22 protein-coding genes are annotated in these 22,310 nt (G+C 64.4%); 15 read left to right on the plus strand and 7 right to left on the minus strand.

Going from position 1 to position 22,310, the window contains the following annotated elements; translation table 11 throughout:
* Nucleotides 1-84 precede the first annotated feature (84 nt).
* The 4 genes from FHW81_RS23990 (at nt 85) to FHW81_RS24005 (ending at nt 2,352) form a co-directional block, all read left to right on the plus strand.
* Nucleotides 85-426 carry a hypothetical protein gene (locus FHW81_RS23990; protein ID WP_003094775.1) on the plus strand — a complete coding sequence of 114 codons (342 nt, stop codon included), beginning with the start codon at nt 85-87 and terminating at the stop codon, nt 424-426.
* A 173-nt stretch (nt 427-599) separates the two neighbouring features.
* Nucleotides 600-1,088: a TIGR00645 family protein gene (locus FHW81_RS23995; protein WP_003094773.1), complete on the plus strand. Its 489-nt coding sequence runs from the start codon at nt 600-602 to the stop codon at nt 1,086-1,088.
* A 256-nt stretch (nt 1,089-1,344) separates the two neighbouring features.
* On the plus strand, nt 1,345-1,650 hold the full coding sequence (locus tag FHW81_RS24000) for a DUF6482 family protein (protein WP_003105116.1): 306 nt from the start codon (nt 1,345-1,347) through the stop codon (nt 1,648-1,650).
* Nucleotides 1,651-1,734: 84 nt separating this feature from the next.
* Nucleotides 1,735-2,352 (plus strand): FKBP-type peptidyl-prolyl cis-trans isomerase, encoded by a 618-nt coding sequence (locus FHW81_RS24005; RefSeq protein WP_003094769.1) that lies wholly within the window; start codon nt 1,735-1,737, stop codon nt 2,350-2,352.
* A gap of 69 nt (nt 2,353-2,421) precedes the next feature.
* Here FHW81_RS24005 and FHW81_RS24010 read toward each other — a convergent pair whose 3' ends face one another.
* The 3 genes from FHW81_RS24010 to FHW81_RS24020 form a co-directional block, all read right to left on the minus strand.
* Entirely contained in the window at nt 2,422-4,449 is a 2,028-nt protein-coding gene (locus tag FHW81_RS24010; protein ID WP_023120066.1) for a c-type cytochrome, read from the minus strand.
* Nucleotides 4,450-4,791: 342 nt separating this feature from the next.
* Nucleotides 4,792-5,016: a PA4570 family protein gene (locus FHW81_RS24015; RefSeq protein ID WP_003094765.1), complete on the minus strand. Its 225-nt coding sequence runs from the start codon at nt 5,014-5,016 to the stop codon at nt 4,792-4,794.
* Nucleotides 5,017-5,153: 137 nt separating this feature from the next.
* Nucleotides 5,154-6,122: a polyprenyl synthetase family protein gene (locus tag FHW81_RS24020; RefSeq protein WP_034054412.1), complete on the minus strand. Its 969-nt coding sequence runs from the start codon at nt 6,120-6,122 to the stop codon at nt 5,154-5,156.
* 240 nt (nt 6,123-6,362) lie between these two features.
* Between FHW81_RS24020 and rplU the strand changes: the two genes are divergently transcribed.
* The 5 genes from rplU to FHW81_RS24045 all read left to right on the plus strand — a co-directional run bounded on the left by rplU (nt 6,363) and on the right by FHW81_RS24045 (nt 9,982).
* Nucleotides 6,363-6,674, plus strand: a complete 312-nt coding sequence (rplU, locus tag FHW81_RS24025) for a 50S ribosomal protein L21 (protein ID WP_003094761.1) — start codon at nt 6,363-6,365, stop codon at nt 6,672-6,674.
* A gap of 23 nt (nt 6,675-6,697) precedes the next feature.
* The gene (rpmA, locus tag FHW81_RS24030) at nt 6,698-6,955 is read left to right on the plus strand and encodes a 50S ribosomal protein L27 (protein WP_003094760.1); all 258 of its coding nucleotides are present in this window, start codon (nt 6,698-6,700) and stop codon (nt 6,953-6,955) included.
* A 141-nt stretch (nt 6,956-7,096) separates the two neighbouring features.
* On the plus strand, nt 7,097-8,317 hold the full coding sequence (gene cgtA, locus FHW81_RS24035) for an Obg family GTPase CgtA (RefSeq protein WP_034054413.1): 1,221 nt from the start codon (nt 7,097-7,099) through the stop codon (nt 8,315-8,317).
* A 70-nt stretch (nt 8,318-8,387) separates the two neighbouring features.
* Nucleotides 8,388-9,506, plus strand: coding sequence for a glutamate 5-kinase (proB, locus tag FHW81_RS24040; RefSeq protein ID WP_003094756.1), 1,119 nt, complete (start codon nt 8,388-8,390; stop codon nt 9,504-9,506).
* 11 nt (nt 9,507-9,517) lie between these two features.
* The gene (locus FHW81_RS24045) at nt 9,518-9,982 is read left to right on the plus strand and encodes a CreA family protein (protein ID WP_003094746.1); all 465 of its coding nucleotides are present in this window, start codon (nt 9,518-9,520) and stop codon (nt 9,980-9,982) included.
* 66 nt (nt 9,983-10,048) lie between these two features.
* On the opposite strand, the gene rpsT is transcribed toward FHW81_RS24045, so the two are convergent.
* Nucleotides 10,049-10,324 carry a 30S ribosomal protein S20 gene (rpsT, locus tag FHW81_RS24050; protein ID WP_003094744.1) on the minus strand — a complete coding sequence of 92 codons (276 nt, stop codon included), beginning with the start codon at nt 10,322-10,324 and terminating at the stop codon, nt 10,049-10,051.
* A 283-nt stretch (nt 10,325-10,607) separates the two neighbouring features.
* Between rpsT and murJ the strand changes: the two genes are divergently transcribed.
* From murJ to ispH, 6 genes are all read left to right on the plus strand, one after another.
* The gene (gene murJ, locus FHW81_RS24055; protein ID WP_003102622.1) at nt 10,608-12,146 is read left to right on the plus strand and encodes a murein biosynthesis integral membrane protein MurJ; all 1,539 of its coding nucleotides are present in this window, start codon (nt 10,608-10,610) and stop codon (nt 12,144-12,146) included.
* Between the two features lie 96 nt (nt 12,147-12,242).
* Nucleotides 12,243-13,181, plus strand: coding sequence for a bifunctional riboflavin kinase/FAD synthetase (gene ribF, locus FHW81_RS24060; protein WP_003102619.1), 939 nt, complete (start codon nt 12,243-12,245; stop codon nt 13,179-13,181).
* A 23-nt stretch (nt 13,182-13,204) separates the two neighbouring features.
* Nucleotides 13,205-16,036: an isoleucine--tRNA ligase gene (ileS, locus tag FHW81_RS24065; RefSeq protein ID WP_171893920.1), complete on the plus strand. Its 2,832-nt coding sequence runs from the start codon at nt 13,205-13,207 to the stop codon at nt 16,034-16,036.
* Complete coding sequence (gene lspA, locus FHW81_RS24070) at nt 16,029-16,538, plus strand: signal peptidase II (RefSeq protein ID WP_003102615.1); 510 nt, start codon at nt 16,029-16,031, stop codon at nt 16,536-16,538. The genes ileS and lspA overlap by 8 nt, the downstream gene beginning before the upstream one ends.
* Nucleotides 16,531-16,971: an FKBP-type peptidyl-prolyl cis-trans isomerase gene (gene fkpB, locus FHW81_RS24075; RefSeq protein ID WP_003102613.1), complete on the plus strand. Its 441-nt coding sequence runs from the start codon at nt 16,531-16,533 to the stop codon at nt 16,969-16,971. The genes lspA and fkpB overlap by 8 nt, the downstream gene beginning before the upstream one ends.
* Before the next feature lie 85 nt (nt 16,972-17,056).
* Nucleotides 17,057-18,001, plus strand: a complete 945-nt coding sequence (gene ispH / locus FHW81_RS24080) for a 4-hydroxy-3-methylbut-2-enyl diphosphate reductase (RefSeq protein WP_003094724.1) — start codon at nt 17,057-17,059, stop codon at nt 17,999-18,001.
* A gap of 46 nt (nt 18,002-18,047) precedes the next feature.
* Here the strand turns inward: ispH and pilE are convergent, their stop codons facing one another.
* The 3 genes from pilE to pilY1 are packed head-to-tail and all read right to left on the minus strand — an operon-like array spanning nt 18,048 to nt 22,310.
* Nucleotides 18,048-18,473, minus strand: coding sequence for a type 4a pilus minor pilin PilE (gene pilE, locus FHW81_RS24085; protein ID WP_003094721.1), 426 nt, complete (start codon nt 18,471-18,473; stop codon nt 18,048-18,050).
* Nucleotides 18,470-18,817 carry a type 4a fimbrial biogenesis protein PilY2 gene (pilY2, locus tag FHW81_RS24090; protein ID WP_003102609.1) on the minus strand — a complete coding sequence of 116 codons (348 nt, stop codon included), beginning with the start codon at nt 18,815-18,817 and terminating at the stop codon, nt 18,470-18,472. The genes pilE and pilY2 overlap by 4 nt, the downstream gene beginning before the upstream one ends.
* Nucleotide 18,818: 1 nt before the next feature.
* Entirely contained in the window at nt 18,819-22,310 is a 3,492-nt protein-coding gene (pilY1, locus tag FHW81_RS24095; RefSeq protein ID WP_023089636.1) for a type 4a pilus biogenesis protein PilY1, read from the minus strand.

The raw sequence follows: 22,310 nt of genomic DNA on the forward strand, positions 1-22,310 counted from the left end.
CTGTGGACAAGTTCCCGCCGGCGCTATGCGGAACCTGGCGGCAGGTGTAGGCTCAAAATTGGGAACCCCCGTGAGGATGCCGCCATGCCGCGTAACCTCTGCCTCATCCGCCCTTGTCTGGGGCTGACCACGCGAATTGAATGCGTGGTCAGGCCGCTGGCCGGAGAGAACGGACTCTGGACCCTGCTTTGCGCCGCCGGCATGTCCGGCTCCCAGCCTTCGGCGATCAAGGCCCAGGGCCCCTTCCACGGACCGCTGGTGGCCGAAGGGGTGTTGCAGGCGATTGCCGACTGCCTGGCCCAGCAAGGCTATATCGAAGCCGTCGACCCGCCGATCTGGCGCCTGCACCTGCAGGGCGAACTGCGCCGACTCAATGGCGAACGACGGCCGCATGTCGGCGACTACCTGTTTCGCCCGGAATCCTGAGCGGCGCCTGGGCAAAGCCTGAACAATCCGGCCGAGGCCCCGTGCCATCATCGCTGGCGGGATCCATCCCGGCTCGGTGCACATATTTATCCACAGATTTTCTGGATAAAAACCGCCGGCCGCTGCGTTATACTCGCCGCCCCATTTTCCCCTGCACATACACACAAGAGACCATGGAACGCTTTTTCGAAAACGCCATGTACGCCTCGCGCTGGCTGCTGGCTCCCATCTACATGGGCCTGTCGCTGGCGCTGCTGGCGTTGACCATCAAGTTCTTCCAGGAAATATTCCACGTCATCCCGAACATCTTCGCGATGGCCGAGGCCGACCTGATCCTGGTCCTGCTCTCACTGATCGACATGGCTCTGGTTGGCGGCCTGTTGGTCATGGTGATGATCTCCGGCTACGAGAACTTCGTTTCGCAACTGGACATCGACGAAGGCAAGGAAAAGCTCAGCTGGCTGGGCAAGATGGATTCCGGCTCGCTGAAGAACAAGGTGGCCGCCTCCATCGTGGCGATCTCTTCGATCCACCTGTTGCGCATCTTCATGGACGCGAAGAATGTGCCGGACAACAAGCTGATGTGGTACGTGATCATCCACATGACCTTCGTGCTCTCGGCGTTCGCCATGGGCTACCTGGATAAGCAGACCCGTCACTGACGACCCTCTCCAGTGTTTCGCTCGCGCCGCCCGGCCGTTGTAAAACGGACGGGCGGCGGCGTTTCCGGCTTGCGTTGCCTGCCGCCTGGGCAAGACTTTCCTGTGATATCGGGCGGACGCCGGGAGCGGGCGTCCTTCGCATCGTCGGGGCCTGCCGGCCGGACGATGCCGGGAATCGGGCCGGCGCTGTCGGGACCGAGGCGGTTGGCGGAAACCTGGAGGCTTCCGCTGCCTGCGCAACCTCGAGAGGTTCGCGATGAACATGCAGGATCTCGCCGGCCGGGTCCAGGCCGGACATATCGACGCCTTGCACCTGGTGTCGCTGGAGGGCGGCATCTATGTCCTGGAGGCGCAGATGGGCGACCGCGCCTATCCGGTGGAGGACGATCTCGGCCAGCCGGTCAGCCTGCGCTCCGTGGAGCATGCGCGCCAGGTACTGCGCGGGCTGGACAGGGTTCCGGTGGAGTTGGTGTGCGCCGATGTCGATGACGAGATGTGTGGACTCCTGGCCGAGTCGGGTTCGTTTATCGGCGGGCTGCCGCTGTCGATCCGCCAGGGTTGAGCACAAGCGGCTGCGCTGGTAGGGGGGAAGGGCCTTCTGTGCTAGGCTGGCCGCCCTTTTTCGACCCCACAGCGGAGCAGCGCCATGAGCGAACTCAACCTGACCACTGACGAAGCCCGTGTCAGCTACGGCATCGGCCGTCAACTGGGCGACCAACTGCGCGAGAACCCGGTTCCGGGCATGACCCTGGACGCAGTCCTGGCCGGCCTGTCCGATGCGTTCGCAGGTATCGACAGCCGGGTTTCCGGCGAGGCGCTGTCGGCCAGCTTCCAGGTGATCCGCGAGCGCATGCAGGCCGAAGCCCAGGCCAAGGCCGAAGCCGCCGCTGGCGAAGGCCGCGCCTACCTGGCCGAGAACGCCAAGCGCGAAGGCGTGACCGTGCTGCCCTCGGGCCTGCAGTTCGAAGTGCTGAGCACTGGCGAGGGCGCCAAGCCTTCCCGCGAGGATACCGTGCGCACCCACTACCACGGCACCCTGATCGACGGCACCGTATTCGACAGCTCCTACCAGCGCGGCCAGCCGGCCGAGTTCCCGGTGGGCGGCGTGATCGCCGGCTGGGTCGAAGCGCTGCAACTGATGAACGCCGGCTCCAAGTGGCGCCTGCACGTACCGAGCGAACTGGCCTATGGCGGCCAGGCGGTCGGCAGCATTCCCCCGCACAGCGTGCTGGTGTTCGACGTCGAACTGCTGGAAATCCTCTGAGGCGCATCGGCCCCAGGAAGGAGCGAAACGCCCCGTCGACGCATCGACGGGGCGTTTTTCATTGCGGCATCAGTAGCGGGCATCCAGCGGACGCTTGTCCTTCGGCCAGTCCTTGATCTTGTCCGGGAAGTCCGGGCGCGGCTGGTGCGAAAAGTACTCCGCGACGTCCACTGCGTCCTGGTCGCTGAGGCCGCCCTGGCCGAGCGGGAAGCGTTCCTGGAAGCCGATCGGCATGTTGTGCTTGACGAAGGCGGCAGCGGTGAAGGTCCGCGCCATGCCGGCGCCAATATTGAACGACTCGTCGCCCCACAGCGGTGGGAAGAGCATCTCGCCGGCGCTGTTCCTCAGCCCCTCGCCATTCTCGCCATGACACACCGCGCATTGTCGGGCGTAGACCTTGCGGCCGTTCTCCGGGTCGGGCTTCAGCGCCGGGTCGACCTTGCCGACGCCGCGGCCGGCGACCTTGTCCTGCGGCCGGGTGTTGTTCTTCATCCAGTCGAAGTAGGCCACCATCGCCTGCATGTCGGCAGAGTCCGGCGGCAGAGGCTTACCGTTCATCGAGCGCCGGAAGCAGCCGTTGATGCGTTCCTCCAGGCCGATGACCTTGCCCGCCCGTGGCGCGTAGCTGGGGAAGAACGCCGAGACGCCGACGAAGGGCGAGCCGTCGGCTACGGTTCCGGCGTTCAGGTGGCAACTGGTGCAGTTCAACTGGTTGCCGACGTTCGCCGGCAGCAGCTCGCGGGTCTCCAGGTGCAGGCGCATGCCGCGTACCACCTGTTCGGCGTTCGGCGCCGCGAGCATGTCCGCCAGGCGTGGAGAGACGAAGGTCGTGGCCGGGCCGTTGCCGGCCTCGATCTGCTGGCGCAGTTTCTTCACCTGGCCGGCATCGATCGACGAACCCTGGTTGCCCCAACTGCTGCGGACGAAGCTGAGGATTTCGGCGATTTCGCGGTCTTCCAGCTGGGCGAAGCCGGGCATGGTGTAGACCCGCGAGTGGGTTGCGGTCTGCGCGGTTTTCCAGCCGGTAAGGGTGATATGCAGTAGCGTGCTCGGGTTGGCCGAAGCGACCGTGGGGTTGCCGGCCAACGGCGGGAACATGCCCGGGACGCCGCTGCCGTCCTTGCGGTGGCAGTCGGAGCAGAACTGCGCGTAGCCGAGGCCGCCCCGCGAGCTGTACAGGTCGACCGGTGCTGCCAGCGGGCGTTCGCTGTCGGGCATGGGCAGGTCGTCCTTGCCGGCCGGCAGGGACTTCAGGTAGCTGGCGATGGCCAGCAGATCGTCGTCGCTGAAGTGCTGGGTGCTGTGGTGGATGACATCGGTCATGCTGCCGGACACCGTGGCGAAGCGGTTCTGCCCGGTCTTCAGCAACTGCACGGTGTCCTCCACCGTCCACAGGTTGCGCAGGCTCAGGGCTTGCCATTGTTCGACGGTTTCTCCGGCGAGGTAGAACTGCCCGGAACGACCGGCTTCGCTCATGGCTTTTTCCTGGAAGGCGATGCCGCGCGGAGTATGGCAGGCGCCGCAGTGACCGAGCCCCTGTACCAGGTAGGCGCCGCGGTTGATCGCCGGGTCCGCGTCGCTGGAGGGGATGAACGGCGCGTCGTCGAGGAACGCCCAGTTCCACAGCGACAGGCCCCAGCGCTGGTTGAACGGCCAGCTCATCGCGCTCGGCGTATTCGCCTGGGTGACGGGTTGCACGCCGTGCATCAGGTAGGCGTACAGCGCACGCATGTCTTCTTCGCTGATCTTGGCGTAGGACGGGTAGGGCATCGCCGGATAGAGATTCACTCCCTCGGCGGTCACCCCCTTGCGCATGGCGCGGTCGAACTCTTCGAAGCTGTAGCGGCCGATGCCGGTCTCCCGGTCGGGAGTGATGTTGGTCGAGTAGATGGTACCCATTGGCGTCTTCAGCTCCAGGCCGCCGGCCATCGGCGCGCCCTGCGGGCCGGTATGGCAGGCGATGCAGTCGCCGAGCTGGGCCACGTAGCGGCCTTTTTCGATGAGCGCAGCGTCCGTGGTCGGTTCGCTGGCATGGAGCAGGGGAACGATGGAGCACAGCGCGCCGAGCAAGCCGAGGCGCGGGAAAGAAGCAGGCATTTCCTCATCCTTAGGCGTAGGCCTGGGGCGGTCCCCTCGGCCACGGTCCATTCTTTTTTTCGTTATGCGGCCGTCGACAGGACGACGGCCACGCCGCTGTTGTAACGGCTTTCAGGCGAGGTCGGCTTGATGTGGATCAGGCAGGAATCCCTATCGCGGCGAGGGGCTGCCGGCGTGCTCGGGCGAGGCGTTACGGAAAGACCGGGACATGAGGAAAGTGACTCCGGGAAGGTCGTCCGTGACCTTCCCGGAACCGGCCGGAGGCGCCTTTGCCTCCGTTCGTGCGATCCGCCTCCCGGGCAGCGGCGCACGGATGACGCGTCCTGGCGTCATCGCAAAGGCTCAGCGCAGGGCGCGGGCGTAGCAGAAGAGGAACAGGTTGCGTACCAGCTCCTTGAGGATCAGCGGTTCGCTCGAGTTCAACTCGTGCAGGTCCAGGCCGCCCTGGTCACGCAGTTCGTCCAGCGCGTCTTCTTCCAGGACTGCGCAGATTTCCCCGGTTTCCCGGTGCAGGATCCGCAGGTAGGGGTGTGGCCGATCAAGCCAGGCATCGATCAAATAAGTCATGGCGCTCATCTCCGTGACAAGACTGTGAGATGAGAATAATTCTTATTATCGTAATAGCAAGTCTTGATCGTGCCTTTCGTCGCAAAACGAAAACGCCGCCGTGAAAACGGCGGCGTTCGTCACAAGTCGAGCCCGGTTCAGTGGGTCCGGACGACAGCGAATTCGCTGAGTTCGACCAGGGCGGAGCGGTATTCGTTGTCCGGCAGCGTATCCAGGCAGGCGATGGCGCGGGCGGCGTAGTCGCGGGCGAGGTTGGCGGTATAGTCCAGGGCGCCGGCAGCCTCGACGGCGGCACAGACGCTCTCCAGGTCCTGGCTGCCGCCTTGCTGGATGGCCTTGCGTACCAGCGCGGCCTGCTCCTCGGTGCCGTCGCGCATGGTGACGATCAGCGGTAGGGTGGGCTTGCCTTCGGCGAGGTCGTCGCCGACGTTCTTGCCGAGGGTCGCGGCGTCGCCGCGGTAGTCGAGCAGGTCGTCCACCAGCTGGAAGGCGATTCCCAGGTAGTCGCCGAAGCGGCGCAGTGCCTCGGACTGTTCCTCGCCGGCCTGGCACAGCGCGGCGGCGCTGTGGGTCGAGGCCTCGAAAAGCATCGCGGTCTTGCCGCGGATCACTTCCATGTAGGTCTCTTCGGTAGTGCTGGCGTCGCGTACCTTGGACAATTGCAGCACTTCGCCCTCGGCGATCACCCGGGTGGCCTGGGATATGATGCGCATGACCGGCATGGAACCCAGCTCGACCATCATTTCGAAGGAGCGGGCATAAAGGAAGTCGCCTACCAGCACGCTCGGCGCGTTGCCCCACAGGGCATTGGCGGTGGAGCGGCCGCGGCGCAGGCCGGAGGCGTCGACCACGTCGTCGTGCAGCAGAGTGGAGGTGTGCAGGAATTCGATGGTGGCGGCCAGCAGGCAGAGGTCGTCGCCCTTGTAGCCCAGGGTCTTGCCGGCGAGCAGGACCAGCAGCGGGCGCAGGCGCTTGCCGCCGGCGGAGATGATGTAGTCGCCGATCTTTTCCACCAGGGGAACGCGGGAGGTGAGTTGGCGACGGATGATCCCGTCGACGGCGGTGAAATCTTCCGCCACCACGCGGTAGAAGGCCTGGGGTTGCATCAGTGACAATAGCTCCACAAAGATTGCGCGGCATGCTAGGTGGCAGGGGGGGGACTGTCAAGGAAAGGCCCGTGGCACTTGCCTCGGCCTGGACCTTTCCGTACAATCGCGGGCCCTGAACTTCCTTGGCATACCCTGCCTTACGCAATTGCACGGGCGTCCGATCCGACCCCATGCAGCCATGCCGGCCGATTCCTACTTCTATAAAGCGTCGGGTGAGCAGGTTTAACGGAGATACACATGTACGCAGTGATTGTTACCGGTGGCAAGCAGCACAAAGTCACCGAAGGCGAATTCCTCAAGGTCGAGAAACTCGACGTCGCTACCGGCGAAGCGATCGATTTCGACCGCGTCCTGCTGGTTGCCAATGGCGAAGACGTGAAAATCGGCCTGCCGGTCGTCGAAGGTGCGAAGGTTACCGCTGAAGTGGTTTCCCACGGCCGTCACGACAAGGTCCGCATCATCAAGTTCCGCCGTCGTAAGCACCACATGAAGCGTCAGGGCCACCGCCAGTGGTTCACTGAAATCAAGATCACCGGCATTCAGGCCTAATTCCTTTCTGGAGGATATGACTCATGGCACACAAAAAAGCTGGCGGTTCTACCCGCAACGGCCGCGACTCAGAAAGTAAACGCCTTGGCGTGAAACTGTTCGGCGGCCAGGCTGTAAAGGCTGGCAACATCCTGGTTCGTCAGCGCGGCACCAAATTCCACGCCGGTTACGGCGTTGGCCTGGGCAAGGACCACACCCTGTTCGCGAAAGTGGACGGCGTGGTCAAGTTTGAGACCAAAGGCGCCTTTGGTCGCAAATACGTGAGCATCGTTGCTGCCTAAGCAATAGCTCGCTGAAAAAGCCCTGTCTCGCGACGGGGCTTTTTTGTTTCTGCGCCGGCTTCCGGCCATGCCCTGCTTTCGGGGCATCCTGTATCCTATGTTTTTTTCTGTTAACCCGCCCTCGTGGTGGGAGGCATATCCATGAAATTCGTCGATGAAGTATCAATCCACGTGAAAGCCGGTGACGGCGGCAATGGCCTCATGAGCTTTCGTCGCGAGAAGTTCATCGAAAAGGGCGGTCCCAACGGCGGCGACGGTGGCGACGGCGGTTCCATCTACCTGGAAGCCGACGTCAACCTGAACACCCTGGTCGACTATCGCTACACCCGCCGTTTCGATGCCCAGCGCGGCGAGAACGGCGGCAGCAAGGACTGCACCGGGGCCAAGGGCGACGACCTGATCCTGCCGGTGCCGGTCGGTACCACCGTGATCGACGCCAATACCCAGGAAATCATCGGCGACCTGACCGAGCCCGGTCAGCGGCTGATGGTCGCTCAGGGGGGCTGGCACGGCCTCGGTAACACCCGTTTCAAATCCAGTACCAATCGGGCGCCGCGCCAGACCACCCCGGGCAAGCCGGGTGAGGCGCGCGACCTCAAGCTGGAACTGAAGGTGCTGGCCGACGTCGGCCTGCTGGGACTGCCGAATGCCGGCAAGAGCACTTTCATCCGTGCAGTGTCCGCGGCCAAGCCGAAGGTGGCCGACTATCCGTTCACCACCCTGGTGCCGAACCTCGGCGTGGTCAGTGTCGGTCGCTACAAGAGCTTCGTGGTCGCCGACATTCCCGGCCTGATCGAAGGTGCCGCCGAAGGCGCCGGGCTGGGCATCCGCTTCCTCAAGCATCTGGCGCGGACCCGCATCCTCCTGCATCTGGTGGACATGGCGCCGCTGGACGAAAGCGATCCGGCCGATGCCGCCGAGGTCATCGTTCGCGAGCTGGGTCGCTTCAGTCCGGCGCTGACCGAGCGCGAGCGCTGGCTGGTGCTGAACAAGATGGACCAGATCCTCGATCCGGCCGAGCGCGAGGCGCGCAAGCAGGCGGTGATCGAGCGGTTGGGCTGGGAAGGCCCGGTCCATGTGATCTCCGCCCTGGAGCGCGATGGCACCGAGGCGCTCAGCCAGGACATCATGCGCTATCTCGACGAGCGTACCCTGCGCCTGGAAGAAGATCCGCAGTATGCCGAGGAACTGGCCGAACTCGACCGGCGTATCGAGGACGAGGCGCGGGCCCGTCTGCAGGCCCTGGACGATGCGCGCGCGCTGCGGCGTTCGGGTCTGAAGAACGCCGGTGCGGTGGATGACGATGATTTCGATGATGAGGAAGACGACGGCGACGGTCCGGAGATCTTCTACGTTCCCTGATGGCGTGATACCCCGCCGGGCGGGCCGGCGGGGCTGAAGAGTCGAAGCCTGGGCTTCTAAGGTTGAGGGTATGCGGGACAAGGTGACTGGCGCGCGGCGCTGGGTGGTGAAGATCGGTAGCGCCCTGCTGACGGCCGATGGCCGTGGGCTGGATCGCAATGCCATGGCCGTTTGGGTCGAGCAGATGGTGGCGCTGCATTGCGCCGGCATCGAGCTGGTGCTGGTGTCGTCCGGCGCCGTCGCCGCCGGTATGAGCCGCCTGGGCTGGGTGTCCCGACCTAGCGCGATGCACGAACTCCAGGCCGCCGCCTCGGTGGGGCAAATGGGGTTGGTGCAGGCCTGGGAGTCCAGCTTCGCCCTGCATGGCCTGCAGACCGCCCAGGTGTTGCTGACCCATGACGACCTCTCCGACCGCAAGCGCTACCTGAACGCCCGCAGCACCCTGCGGACCCTGGTCGAGCTGGGCGTGGTCCCGGTGATCAACGAGAACGACACGGTGGTCACCGACGAGATCCGCTTCGGCGACAACGACACCCTGGCGGCACTGGTGGCCAACCTGGTCGAGGCCGACCTGCTGGTGATCCTTACCGATCGCGACGGGATGTTCGACGCCGATCCGCGCAACAATCCCGATGCCCAACTGATCTACGAGGCGCGTGCCGATGATCCGCAGCTCGATGCGGTGGCCGGCGGCAGTGCCGGCGCCCTGGGGCGCGGCGGAATGCAGACCAAGCTGCGGGCGGCGCGCCTGGCGGCGCGTTCCGGCGGGCATACGGTGATCGTCGGTGGGCGTATCGAGCGTGTCCTCGACCGCCTGCGCGCCGGCGAACGCCTCGGCACCCTGTTGACCCCTGATCGCAGTCGCAAGGCGGCGCGCAAGCAATGGCTGGCCGGCCACTTGCAGATGCGCGGCACCCTGGTGCTGGACGATGGGGCGGTGAAGGCGGTGAGCCAGGATCACAAGAGCCTGTTGCCGGTTGGGGTCAAGGCGGTCCAGGGCAGCTTCCGTCGCGGCGAGATGGTGGTCTGTGTGGACCAGGGCGGGCGCGAAGTGGCGCGCGGCCTGGTCAACTACAGTGCGTTGGAGGCGCAGAAGATCCTCGGTCAGCCGACGGATGCCATCGAGGCCTTGCTTGGCTACGTGGATGGGCCGGAGCTGGTGCATCGCGACAATCTGGTTCTGGTCTGAGGAGAGGGCGAATGCGCAAGCTCGCGGGGTTGCTGGGTGGTCTGCTGCTGTTGCCGGCGCTTGCCGGGGCGGAGGAGATCGGCGAGGTTTCCACGGTGTTCAAGTGGGTCGGGCCGAACGACAAGATTGTCGTCGAGGCTTTCGACGATCCCAAGGTGCAGGGCGTGACCTGCTATCTGTCGCGCGCCAAGACCGGTGGGGTCAAGGGCGGCCTGGGGCTGGCGGAGGATCGCGCCGAGGCGTCGATCGCCTGTCGCCAGGTGGGGCCGATCCAGTTCAGTGGCGAACTCAAGGATGGCGAAGAGGTGTTCAAGCAGCGCACTTCGCTGGTGTTCAAAAGCATGCAGGTGGTGCGCTTCTTCGATCGCAAGCGCAATGCCTTGGTCTATCTGGTCTACAGCGACCGGGTGATCGAAGGTAGTCCGCAGAACGCGGTGACGGCGATTCCCCTCATGCCATGGCCGACCGCTCGCTGAAGCGAGCGAGTCGCGGGCAATAAAAAACCGGCCATTGGCCGGTTTTTTATTCGAGCAAGGCGTGCCTTAGGCGGCAGCGGTGCTGAGGGCCTTGATGTGGCCGCTCAGACGGCTCTTGTGACGAGCAGCCTTGTTCTTGTGGATGATGCCTTTGTCAGCCATGCGGTCGATCACCGGTACAGCGGCGGTGAAGGCGGCCTGGGCTTTTTCCAGGTCCTTGGCGTCGATGGCTTTCACGACGTTCTTGATGTAGGTGCGCACCATGGAGCGCAGGCTGGCGTTGTGGCTGCGACGCTTCTCAGCCTGTTTGGCGCGTTTTTTGGCGGAAGGTGTGTTGGCCACCGTCGAGCTCCTCGAAAAAAACTGGGTAAATAGCGAACAAATTAAGGCCGCGAATAATGCCGTCGCCTCCAGGGGTTGTCAAGGGGCTGCACATGCGGCCGGAAAGATCGGCGACGGATGTCGCCTGCTTTCTTGCGGGTGATTTATTCCGGCGCGCATTCTACACTCGGCGCGCCCTTGCGGACCGCCGTTCGGCGGCGAGGGCGTACTCGCGCGATGAACCGGCCCGGCCGGTCGCGGTCTTGGACAGGATCAATTTCGACATGCCGGCAGCCCGACATCCATGAATCTTCTCAAATCATTGGCGGCGGTGAGTTCCATCACCATGCTGTCGCGGGTCCTCGGTTTCGTCCGCGATACCATCCTGGCGCGGATCTTCGGTGCCGGCCTCGCCACCGACGCCTTTTTCGTCGCCTTCAAGCTGCCCAACCTGTTGCGGCGGATCTTCGCCGAAGGGGCGTTTTCCCAGGCTTTCGTGCCGATCCTGGCAGAGTACAAGAACCAGCAGGGCGAGGAGGCGACGCGGACCTTCATCGCCTACGTTTCCGGCTTGCTCACGCTGGTGCTGGCGCTGGTCACGGCGCTCGGCATCCTCGCCGCGCCCTGGGTTATCTGGGTCACCGCGCCGGGCTTCGCCGATACCCCGGAAAAGTTCGCCCTGACCACCGACCTGCTGCGGGTGACCTTTCCTTATATATTGCTGATCTCGCTGTCGTCCCTGGCCGGCGCGATCCTCAACACCTGGAACCGCTTCTCGGTGCCGGCCTTCGTGCCGACCCTGCTGAACGTCGCAATGATCGGCTTCGCGCTGTTCCTCACGCCTTATTTCGATCCGCCGGTCATGGTGCTGGGCTGGGCGGTGCTGGCCGGCGGCCTGTTGCAGCTCCTCTATCAACTGCCGCACCTGAGGAAGATCGGCATGCTCGTGCTGCCGCGCCTGAACCTCAGGGACAGCGGCGTCTGGCGGGTGATGAAGCTGATGCTGCCGGCGATCCTGGGGGTCTCGGTGAGCCAGATCTCGCTGATCATCAACACCATCTTCGCCTCGTTCCTGGCAGCCGGTTCGGTGTCCTGGATGTACTACGCCGACCGCCTCATGGAGCTGCCTTCCGGCGTATTGGGCGTGGCGCTGGGGACGATCCTCCTGCCGATGCTGGCGAAGACCTATTCGAACAAGGATCGCCATGAGTACTCGCGCCTGCTCGACTGGGGCCTGCGCCTGTGCTTCCTGCTGGTGCTGCCCTGTTCGCTGGCCCTGGCGATCCTCGCCGAACCTCTGACTGTCTCGCTGTTCCAGTACGGCAAGTTCACCACGGTGGACGCGGCGATGACCCAGCGCGCGCTGGTCGCCTACTCCGTCGGCCTGCTCGGCATCATCCTGGTCAAGGTTCTGGCGCCGGGCTTCTATGCCCAGCAGAACATCCGTACGCCAGTGAAGATCGCGCTCTTCACCCTGGTTTCCACCCAACTGATGAACCTGGCCTTCATCGGCCCGCTTCAGCATGCCGGCCTGGCCCTGTCCATCGGCCTGGCCGCCTGCCTGAATGCCGGCCTGCTCTACTGGCAACTGCGCAAGCAGCGTCTGTACCTGCCGCAACCGGGCTGGGCGAAGTTCCTGGTCAAGCTGGTGGTCGCGGTGCTGGCGATGTCGGCGGTGCTGCTGGCCACGATGCACTGGCTGCCGGCCTGGGAGCAGGGCGCCATGCTGGAGCGATTCCTGCGCCTCGGCCTGCTGGTGGTTGCCGGTCTCCTGGCCTATTTCGGTATGCTCGCGCTGCTGGGTTTCCGCCTGCGCGACTTTTCCCGCCGGGCGGTGCTGTGAAGCGCGTCCGGGCTGGCGGCGGGATCATGCCGTTTTGCCTGTTGTCCGGCGCCCGGTACGCGTATAATCGACCACTTTCTGAGCAATAAGCGTGCTATGCAGCTGCTTCGCGGACTACACAACCTGCAGCCCCTGGCCGGGGGCTGCGTCGCCACCATCGGTAACTTCGACGGCGTCCACCTCGGGCACCAGGCTATCCTGGCGCGTCTGCGCGAGCGCTCGCTGGAGCTGGGCGTACCCAGCTGCGTGGTGATTTTCGAGCCGCAGCCGCGCGAGTTCTTCTCCCCCGATTCGGCGCCGGTGCGTCTGACCCGCCTGCGCGAGAAACTCGAGTTGCTGCGTGGGCAGGGCGTCGACGTGGTGCTCTGCCTGGCCTTCAACCGCCGCTTGCGCGAGCTGTCGGCAGCCGAGTTCGTCCGCCAGGTCCTGGTCGATGGACTGGCGGTGCGGCATCTTGAAGTGGGCGACGATTTCCGTTTCGGCTGCGACCGCTCCGGTGACTTCGCCTTCCTGGTGAACGCCAGTCGCGAGCAGGGGTTCACCGTCGAGGCGGCCACCACCGTCGAACTGGACGGTGTGCGGGTGAGCAGCACGCGGGTCCGCCAGGCCCTGGCCGAGGGCGACCTGCATCTCGCCGAGCGCCTTCTGGGGCGTCCCTTCAGCCTGAGCGGACGGGTCCTGCATGGACAGAAACTCGGCCGGCAACTGGGCTCGCCCACGGCCAACATTCAACTGAAACGGCGCAAGGCGCCGTTGAACGGGGTCTACCTGGTCAGTACGCTGGTCGATGGCCAGCGTTGCCAGGGGGTGGCGAACATCGGCACCCGCCCTTCGGTGAACGGCGACGGCCGTCCCCATCTGGAAGTGCACCTGCTCGATTTCGCCGGCGATCTATACGGCCGGCATCTGCAGGTGACCTTCCACCAGAAGCTGCGCGACGAGCAGCGTTTTGCCTCCCTGGAGGCACTCAAGGCGGCGATTCTCGCGGATATCGCCGCCGCCCGGGCCTACTGGCTGGGCCAACCGCTTGATTGAAGAGATCCTGAACAGGCCCTGAGATGACCGACTACAAAGCGACGCTAAACCTTCCGGAAACCGCCTTCCCAATGAAAGCCGGCCTGCCCCAGCGCGAGCCGGAAACCCTGAAGTTCTGGAGCGACATCGGTCTGTACCAGAAGCTGCGGGCCATTGGCGGCGACCGTCCGAAGTTCGTCCTGCACGATGGCCCTCCGTACGCCAACGGCAGCATTCACATCGGTCACGCGGTCAACAAGATTCTCAAGGACATCATTGTCCGCTCCAAGACCCTGGCGGGCTACGACGCGCCCTATGTGCCGGGCTGGGATTGCCACGGCCTGCCCATCGAGCACAAGGTCGAGACCACCCACGGCAAGAATCTTCCGGCGGACAAGACCCGCGAACTGTGCCGCGAATACGCGGCCGAGCAGATCGAAGGGCAGAAGGCCGACTTCATTCGCCTGGGCGTGCTCGGCGAGTGGGACAACCCCTACAAGACCATGAATTTCGCCAACGAGGCGAACGAAATCCGCGCCCTCGCGGAAATGGTCAAGCAGGACTTCGTGTTCAAGGGCCTGAAGCCGGTCAACTGGTGCTTCGACTGTGGTTCGGCGCTGGCCGAGGCCGAGGTCGAGTACGCCGACAAGAAGTCGCCGACCATCGACGTTGGCTTCCCGGTGGCGGATGCCGACAAGCTGGCCGCGGCCTTCGGCCTGGCGGCCCTGGACAAGCCGGCGCAGATCGTCATCTGGACCACCACGCCCTGGACCATCCCGGCCAACCAGGCGCTGAACGTGCATCCGGAGATCGACTACGCGCTGGTCGATGCCGGCGATCGCTACCTGGTGCTGGCCGAGGCCCTGGTCGAGTCCTGCCTGGCGCGCTACCAGCGCGAGGGCAAGGTGGTCGCCACCGCCAAGGGCGAGGCGCTGGAGCTGATCAACTTCCGCCATCCGTTCTACGAGCGCCTGTCGCCGGTGTACCTGGCCGACTACGTGGCCCTCGATGCCGGCACCGGTATCGTCCACTCGTCGCCGGCCTACGGCGAAGACGACTTCTATACCTGCAAGCGCTACGGGATGAGCAACGACGACATCCTCAGCCCGGTGCAGAGCAACGGCGTCTACGTCGACTCGTTGCCGTTCTTCGGCGGCCAGTTCATCTGGAAGGCCAACCCCAACGTGGTGGCCAAGCTGGAAGAGGTCGGCAGCCTGCTGGCCCACGAAACCATCAATCACAGCTACATGCACTGCTGGCGGCACAAGACGCCGCTGATCTATCGCGCCACCGCGCAGTGGTTCGTCGGCATGGACAAGCAGCCCAGGCAGGGTGCTTCCCTGCGCGAGCGAGCGCTGGAAGCCATCACCCAGACCGAATTCGTCCCGGGCTGGGGCCAGGCGCGTCTGCACGGAATGATCGCCGGGCGTCCCGACTGGTGCATCTCGCGCCAGCGCAACTGGGGTGTACCGATCCCGTTCTTCCTGCACAAGGCCAGTGGCGAACTGCATCCACGCACCGTGGAGCTGATGGAAGAGGTCGCGCAGCGAGTCGAGAAGGAAGGCATCGAAGCCTGGTTCAAGCTCGACGCCGCCGAGCTGCTCGGCGAGGACGCCGCGCAGTACGAGAAAATCAACGACACCCTGGACGTCTGGTTCGACTCCGGCACCACCCATTGGCACGTGCTGCGTGGTTCCCACCGGATCGGCCATGCCAGCGGCCCGGTCGCCGATCTCTACCTGGAAGGTTCCGACCAGCACCGCGGCTGGTTCCACTCCTCGCTGCTGACCGGCTGCGCGATCGACAACCATGCGCCGTACCGCCAGTTGCTGACCCACGGTTTCACCGTCGACGAGTCCGGCCGCAAGATGTCCAAGTCGCTGGGCAACACCGTGGTGCCGCAGACCGTCATCGATACCCTGGGCGCCGACATCCTGCGCCTGTGGGTGGCTTCGACCGATTACTCGGGCGAGATCGCGGTATCCCAGCAGATTCTCCAGCGTAGCGCCGATGCCTACCGGCGGATCCGCAATACCACGCGCTTCCTGCTGTCCAACCTGAACGGTTTCGATCCGGCCACGGATCTGCTGCCGCCCCAGGAAATGCTGGCCCTGGATCGCTGGGCGGTCGATCGCGCCCTGCTCTTGCAGCGCGAGATCGAAGAGGCGTACCGCGAGTACCGCTTCTGGAACGTCTATTCCAAGGTGCACAACTTCTGCGTACAGGAGCTGGGCGGGTTCTATCTGGACATCATCAAGGACCGCCAGTACACCACCGGCGCCAACAGCGTCGCCCGGCGCTCCTGCCAGACCGCACTGTTCCACATCGCCGAGGCCCTCGTGCGCTGGATCGCCCCGATCCTGGCGTTCACCGCCGAGGAAGTCTGGAAGTTCCTGCCCGGCGAGCGCGCCGAGTCGGTAATGCTCGCCACCTGGTACGACGGCCTCAGCGAACTGCCGGCCGACGTGACGCTGAATCGCCAGTACTGGGAACAGGTCATGGCGGTGAAGGCCGCGGTCAACAAGGAGCTGGAGAACCAGCGCGCGGCCAAGGCCGTGGGCGGCAACCTGCAGGCCGAGGTCACCCTGTATACGGAAGACGCGCTGCAGGCCCAATTGGCCAAGCTGGGCAACGAGCTACGCTTCGTCCTGATCACCTCGACCGCGACCCTGGCGCCGCTGTCGGCGGCTCCGGCCGACGCGGTGGACAGCGAAGTCGCCGGCCTCAAGCTGAAAGTGGTCAAGTCGACCCACGCCAAGTGCGGTCGTTGCTGGCACCATCGCGAGGACGTCGGTCAGCACGCTGCGCATCCTGACCTGTGCGGTCGCTGCATCGAGAACATCGAAGGCAGCGGCGAGGTTCGCCACTATGCCTGACGTCGATCGTTTCGGGCGCTTGCCCTGGTTGTGGATCACCGTGCTGGTGTTCGTCCTCGACCAGGTCAGCAAGGCGTTCTTCCAGGCCGAACTGAGCATGTACCAGCAGATCGTGGTGATCCCCGATCTGTTCAGCTGGACCCTGGCCTACAACACCGGTGCCGCCTTCAGCTTCCTGGCCGACAGCTCGGGCTGGCAGCGCTGGCTGTTCGCCCTGATCGCCATCGTCGTCAGCGCGATCCTGGTGGTCTGGCTGAAACGCCTGAAGAAAGGCGAGACCTGGTTGGCCATCGCCCTGGCGCTGGTGCTCGGCGGCGCCCTGGGCAACCTTTACGACCGCATGGTCCTTGGCCACGTGGTGGACTTCATCCTGGTGCACTGGCAGAACCGCTGGTACTTCCCGGCGTTCAACCTGGCCGATAGCGCCATCACCGTCGGCGCCGTCATGCTGGCGCTCGACATGTTCAGATCGAAGAAATCCGGAGAAGCCGCCCATGGCTGAGTCGACCCGCATTGGCCAGGAGAGCCGCGTCACCCTGCATTTCGCCCTCAAGCTGGAGGACGGCAACGTCGTCGACAGCACCTTCGACAAGCAGCCTGCCTCGTTCAAGGTCGGCGACGGCAACCTGCTGCCGGGCTTCGAACAGGCGCTGTTCGGCTTGAAGGCTGGCGACAAGCGCACCCTGAGCATTCTTCCCGAACAGGGCTTCGGCCAGCCGAATCCGCAGAACGTGCAGATCATGCCGCGCGACCAGTTCCAGGACATGGAGCTGGCCGAGGGCCTGCTGGTGATCTTCAACGACGCGGCCAAGACCGAACTGCCGGGCGTGGTCAAGGCGTTCGATGAGCAGCAGGTGACCGTCGACTTCAATCATCCGCTGGCCGGCAAGACCCTGGCCTTCGAAGTCGAGATCATCGACGTCCAGCCGGCCTGAACCGTCGGTCGCTGCGCCCTTCCCAAGCGGGGAGGGCGGTAGCAAGGTTCATTCGTCCAATCACCGCGTCGCCCACGAGACCGCCATGCAAATCAAACTCGCCAATCCCCGCGGCTTCTGCGCCGGCGTGGATCGCGCCATCGAGATCGTCAACCGTGCCCTCGATGTCTTCGGCCCGCCGATCTACGTGCGTCACGAGGTGGTGCACAACAAGTTCGTCGTGGACAACCTGCGCCAGCGCGGCGCCATCTTCGTCGAGGAACTCGATCAGGTGCCGGACAACGTCATCGTCATCTTCAGCGCCCACGGCGTTTCCCAGGCGGTCCGCAAGGAAGCCGAGGGGCGCGGCCTGAAGGTTTTCGACGCGACCTGCCCGCTGGTGACCAAGGTGCACATGGAAGTGGTGCGCTACAGCCGCGACGGCCACGAATGCGTGCTGATCGGGCATGAAGGGCACCCCGAGGTGGAAGGCACCATGGGCCAGTACGATGCCAGCAACGGTGGTGCCATCTACCTGGTGGAGGACGAGGCCGACGTCGCCGCGCTGGAGGTGCGCAAGCCCGAAGCCCTGCACTACGTGACCCAGACGACCCTGTCGATGGACGACACCTCGAAGGTCATCGATGCCCTGCGCGCCAAGTTCCCGCAGATCCAGGGACCGCGCAAGAACGACATCTGCTATGCCACCCAGAACCGCCAGGATGCCGTGAAGGAACTGGCCGACCAGTGCGACATGGTCTTGGTGGTGGGCAGCCCCAACAGTTCCAACTCCAACCGCCTGCGCGAACTCGCCGAGCGGATGGGCACGCCGGCCTACCTGATCGACGGCGCCGAGGACATGCAACGCGGCTGGTTCGACGGTGTGCGTCGCATCGGAATCACCGCAGGCGCTTCCGCGCCGGAAGTGCTGGTGCGCGGCGTGATCGCCCAGCTACGCGAGTGGGGGGCGTCGGAGGAGCAGGAACTGGAGGGGCGGGAGGAGAACATTACCTTCTCGATGCCCAAGGAACTGCGGGTCAAGGCTTTGTGAACCGTGCGCAATGAAAGAGCCCCTCTCGTAGAGGGGCTCTTTCGTTTCAGCGCCAGCAGTCGTTGACGGTGCTGTTGTTGCCGGTCTTGCCGGCTGCGCCGCGTTCGCCGAGCTGATTGAGGGTCAGCTTGCCGCAGGTCTTGTCGCGGGTCTGCGAGTTGATCGGCGTGGCGGTCAGGGTATAGGTGGTGCTGGTGGGCGTCGCTATGGTGAGGTTGTACAGGTTGTTCGGCGAGTTGGCCGAACTCATGCCCAGCTTGGCCACGTCCTTGGTGTAGCCGACCCCGGGGTTCTGCGAGTAGTAGCGTTCCTGGCGCGCGGCCGCGTCCGAGAGCAGCGCCTGCCCCTCGGTGCGGTTGGAGCGGATCACGTAGTTCTGGTAACTGGGAATGGCGATGCCGAGGAGGATGCCGATCACCGCCACTACCACCACCATTTCCAGCAACGTGAAGCCCTTCTGTCTTGTCCTCATCGGGGCTGCTCCTCCCCGTCCTGGCGGGGCTGTTCTTTCTCGATCATCTCGGCCAGCTCCTGTTCGCTCATCTGTTTGTGAATGTAGATATCGGTGATGGTGGACCACGGCTGGCTGACGGTGCCAGAGTAGGACACCACGGAGCCCGGCTTGACCTGGAACAGGCTGGGCATGCCGTTCCTGACGGTGCTGTTGGGCAGGCGGTAGAGCCGGTGGTCGATGTCCACCAGGTTCTTCTCGACCTGGACTTCGAAGACCACGCCAGCGCCTTCGAAGGTCTGGGGATCTTCGGCCCAGCAGAGGCCGGGAACGGCCAGGGCCAGCAGCATAGGCAGCACTTTCATATCAGTTCTTTCCTTCGATGGGGCGCCAGTTCTGGCGGCCACGGGTGTTCGGACCGGGGTTCACGGTCAGGCATTCGCCCGAGGAGCAGACTTCCGGATTGCCCTGTTCGTTGGTGCTCAGCGTCAAGCCTCCCAGGCCTTTCTGCTCGGTACCGGATACCGCGACGTTCTGCTTGTTGTAGCTGTAGTCGGATTTCGAGTCCACGACGCCCTGGCGTGCCAGGTCGAACACGGTGAAGCTGGTGCGACCGCCGGTATAGGGATCGAGGCCATAGGTCCAGTTGCTGGCGCCGTCGGCACAGGGGTCATCGTTCGGGGTGATGGTTTGCAGCAGCACCACCTGGCCGATGGCGATCATGTCCTCGATCAGCATCTCGCCCTTCAGGGTGCCGTTGACCATGAAGTCCAGATACCAGCCGGACTGCTTGGTGCTGCCGTCATTGTTCAGCCAGTTGACCGGGTTCTGACTGGCGATGCGAATGGTGCGAGCGGTCGAGGCGAAGGTCGAGTCGGCCTGGAGGTCCAGGGTCTGCTGCTGCAGGTTGCCGCGCGTCAGTCGGGGTGTGCTGCCCGCGGCTTCGCCCTTGGTTTGCTGGTCCCAGATGCCGTAGAGCGTCTGGGCGCGGCTGGTATCGGCCCGGGCGTCGGCGTTCTCGAAATACTTGCCGGTACCGAAGATCACGATGTAGCCCTTGCGTGTCGGATGGCGAACCAGCGAGGGCGCGGCGGTGATCGCTTGCGCCGCGCCGGCGGAGTCGACTGCCGAATAGAGCGGCTGGCCACCGAAAGACACCCTGAAGCTCGAGGCCACCGCCGGGCCGTCGTTGGCTCGGCTGAACGGATCGTCCTGGTTGACCTTGCCGGCGATCAGGTCGAAGCGCCAGAGGTTGCCTTGCAGGTCGCCGGCGTAGGCGTAGTCGGCTACGCCGTCGCTGTTGTTGTCTGCCAGGCGAGGGCTGGATAGGCCGTTGGGCACGCCGGTCCTGCCGGTGACTTCCAGTTTGCGGGTGATGGCCCCGGTCTCCAGGTCGATGATCAGCAGCGCGGCCTTGTCGTTCAGGCTGGAATAACCGTTTCCGGTGACCACGGCCCACTTGCCGTTGTGCAGCCGGGCGACCGTGGGTTTGGGGAAGCTGTAGCCAAGGTCGGGCTCCTGGTCCACGCCGATTTCCCAGAGCAGCTTGATGTTGGCGGGATCGGTCACGTCGAGGGCGAACAGGCCCTTGCCGCCGGCGCGCAGGCTGCCGATCAGCACGGTATGCCAGGCGCCGCCGAAGAAGGCGTCGGCGACCACCGGCGAGCCGTCGACGTAGAACTGGTGGGCGCCGCCCTGGTAGCCGCGGGCGGTCAACTTGTGGAGCTTCTCGAAGACCGCGCTTGGGATGAAGGCGAAGGTCTCGTTACCGTCGGTATCGAAACCGTGCAGCATGCCGTCGTTGGCGCCGACGTATACCCGCGGGGCACGGGTTTTCTGTGCTTCTGCGAACGTGGAGTAGTTGCCGCTGGGCTCGATCGGCTGGGCCAGGTAGGTCAGGTACTGGGCCTTGCCGACCGTCGCCGGCGAGGAGTTGATGATATCGCCGAGGATCGAGTTGCGGGTGCGGAAGTTGTCGCTGTTCTCCTTGCTGCGATCGCCGCGCAGGAAGGCCACGCGGTCCTGGCCCTTGGTGTCGGCGACATCGTTGCGGTCCGGATCGCGGTTCAACTGCCGCTGCTGGTCGGCGCTGAGGCTGCCCCAGGTGAACTCCTTGAGGCCCGAGGTACCGGATCCGGCCATCATGATCTTGCGGCCAGCTCCACCGTTGGGCATCGCGTCGAGGATGCTCTGCGCGCTCCACAGCTTGGTCTGCACGGTGGCCTTGTCCTGGGTGGTCAGGCTGTAGCGGGTCAGGTCGCCAGCCCAGTTCTTGTCGCTGGCGAAGCTGGTCTGGTAGGCGAAGCGGGTCAGCTTGTCGCCAGTGTCGTCTTCCTGCAGGGACGAGCTGATGGCGGGGCGGGATGCCGGCAGGTCCTTGCCCGAAATTCGGTTGAGGATGTCCTGGAAGGCCGCGACCAGTTGGTCCGGCGAGTCGGCGCTGAAGAACTCGCCCCGGGAGTTCACTGCGGCGTGCCACAGGTCATAGACGTTGTTGCTATGGTTATTCGAAGCGTTCGGCCAGCTGAGGCGCCCGGCGGCGATTTCGTCATAGCCGCCGGAGTAGGTGGAACCCTCCCACTTCGGGCTGGTGAGGCTGGTGGTCAGGCCCAGGCCCAGGGTATAGGTCACCATGTGCTGCCAGGTCGCCGGATCGTTGCGCGGATTCCAGTACTCCGCCGAGGGATTGGCCTGGTCCGGGTAGGGAATGTACGGCTTGATGTTGTCGTCGATATCCGGCCGGGCATCGGTGGCCCAGTAATGGAAGGCCTGGTCGGCCAGGGTATTGGACGCAGCATCCCTGTAAGGCGTCTGGCTGCTGTAGCTCTTGCCATCGGGGAGGCTACGACTCGTGCTGTCGGCATTGCCTACGTTGGCCGAGTCGTTGTTCCAAAGACCATCGGTCATCAGAATGTGATAGCTGCCACGGCAGCTGTATTCCGGCGAGGCCTGGGTACCAGGTCGATAGGCATAGGGGCCGTTGACGCCGGTCTTCTTGAGAAACTCCCCCGCTCGAGTCATGGCCTGACGCAGCGGAGTACCACCTCCGACCGACAGGTTCTCCAGCCAGTTGAAGAAGTTCACCCGATGCTGCCCGGTGAAGTCTCTCAGGTAGTTGTTGTAACAGTTACTGGAGCCACTGCCGATCAGGCACGAGGAACTGTTCAGTAGTTGCCAACTGATCCGGGCGTTTTCAGGCAGGCTGTAGAACGCCAGGTTAGCGGCGGTCTGGGTGGCCAGGGCGCGGGTACGATAGAAGGAGTACCAGTTGGCGAAGTTCTGCTGCTGGGCCGCGCCGCTGATTTCCACACGGGTGTAGCAACTCGAAGTGGTGAGGCTGCAACCGCGGCCCCCGCTGTATTGGTAGTAGAAGGCAGGAGCCCCGTACCAGTCGATGCTGGACTCGGTGCCTGCTCCCGATCCGCCCTGGTACTGCACCGTTGGCCTGTAGTCACGGGAAAGGTTTACCCGGCCTTCCTGAGTGAAACCGTTGCGCCATGCCGCGGTGAAGCTGGGCTTGGAATAGTCCTGCACCTGGATCTGGCCATTGGAAAGGGTCACCTTTTTCGGCAGCTTGTACTGGGTATTCGGGTCGAAGTACATCGGGTTGTAGCTGTTCGACGCGAAATAGACGTTGTTGCGGCTGTTGACCAGGCTATCCGGTGCATAGGCATAAGCCATACTGCCCGAGTCGTCGAGAGTCACCAGCATGTTCGGGGCGACGCCCTGGATCAGCATCAGCGGCTGCTGGCTGACCGACAGGGCGGCGGCGTGGGTGGTCTGGGCGGAGAGCAGGACGGCGCCGCTGAGCGCGGCTGCCAGCGAGGTCTTGCCGATCTGGTGGAGTGCCGATTTCAT

Source organism: Pseudomonas sp. RC10-4-2 (genome assembly GCF_050433085.1).
In the GTDB taxonomy this organism is placed as follows: Bacteria; Pseudomonadota; Gammaproteobacteria; order Pseudomonadales; family Pseudomonadaceae; genus Pseudomonas; species Pseudomonas aeruginosa.

Excerpts from the sequence above, each read along its gene's own strand:
- ribF (WP_003102619.1), top strand. The coding sequence starts at position 12,243 with ATGCAGCTGCTTCGCGGACTACACAACCTGCAGCCCCTGGCCGGGGGC.
- FHW81_RS24010 (WP_023120066.1), bottom strand. The coding sequence starts at position 4,449 with ATGCCTGCTTCTTTCCCGCGCCTCGGCTTGCTCGGCGCGCTGTGCTCC.
- rpmA (WP_003094760.1), top strand. The coding sequence starts at position 6,698 with ATGGCACACAAAAAAGCTGGCGGTTCTACCCGCAACGGCCGCGACTCA.
- ileS (WP_171893920.1), top strand. The coding sequence starts at position 13,205 with ATGACCGACTACAAAGCGACGCTAAACCTTCCGGAAACCGCCTTCCCA.
- proB (WP_003094756.1), top strand. The coding sequence starts at position 8,388 with ATGCGGGACAAGGTGACTGGCGCGCGGCGCTGGGTGGTGAAGATCGGT.
- FHW81_RS24005 (WP_003094769.1), top strand. The coding sequence starts at position 1,735 with ATGAGCGAACTCAACCTGACCACTGACGAAGCCCGTGTCAGCTACGGC.
- fkpB (WP_003102613.1), top strand. The coding sequence starts at position 16,531 with ATGGCTGAGTCGACCCGCATTGGCCAGGAGAGCCGCGTCACCCTGCAT.
- pilY1 (WP_023089636.1), bottom strand. The coding sequence starts at position 22,310 with ATGAAATCGGCACTCCACCAGATCGGCAAGACCTCGCTGGCAGCCGCG.
- FHW81_RS24000 (WP_003105116.1), top strand. The coding sequence starts at position 1,345 with ATGAACATGCAGGATCTCGCCGGCCGGGTCCAGGCCGGACATATCGAC.
- FHW81_RS24015 (WP_003094765.1), bottom strand. The coding sequence starts at position 5,016 with ATGACTTATTTGATCGATGCCTGGCTTGATCGGCCACACCCCTACCTG.
- FHW81_RS24020 (WP_034054412.1), bottom strand. The coding sequence starts at position 6,122 with ATGCAACCCCAGGCCTTCTACCGCGTGGTGGCGGAAGATTTCACCGCC.
- FHW81_RS24045 (WP_003094746.1), top strand. The coding sequence starts at position 9,518 with ATGCGCAAGCTCGCGGGGTTGCTGGGTGGTCTGCTGCTGTTGCCGGCG.
- ispH (WP_003094724.1), top strand. The coding sequence starts at position 17,057 with ATGCAAATCAAACTCGCCAATCCCCGCGGCTTCTGCGCCGGCGTGGAT.
- murJ (WP_003102622.1), top strand. The coding sequence starts at position 10,608 with ATGAATCTTCTCAAATCATTGGCGGCGGTGAGTTCCATCACCATGCTG.
- pilY2 (WP_003102609.1), bottom strand. The coding sequence starts at position 18,817 with ATGAAAGTGCTGCCTATGCTGCTGGCCCTGGCCGTTCCCGGCCTCTGC.
- FHW81_RS23995 (WP_003094773.1), top strand. The coding sequence starts at position 600 with ATGGAACGCTTTTTCGAAAACGCCATGTACGCCTCGCGCTGGCTGCTG.
- pilE (WP_003094721.1), bottom strand. The coding sequence starts at position 18,473 with ATGAGGACAAGACAGAAGGGCTTCACGTTGCTGGAAATGGTGGTGGTA.
- FHW81_RS23990 (WP_003094775.1), top strand. The coding sequence starts at position 85 with ATGCCGCGTAACCTCTGCCTCATCCGCCCTTGTCTGGGGCTGACCACG.
- rplU (WP_003094761.1), top strand. The coding sequence starts at position 6,363 with ATGTACGCAGTGATTGTTACCGGTGGCAAGCAGCACAAAGTCACCGAA.
- lspA (WP_003102615.1), top strand. The coding sequence starts at position 16,029 with ATGCCTGACGTCGATCGTTTCGGGCGCTTGCCCTGGTTGTGGATCACC.
- cgtA (WP_034054413.1), top strand. The coding sequence starts at position 7,097 with ATGAAATTCGTCGATGAAGTATCAATCCACGTGAAAGCCGGTGACGGC.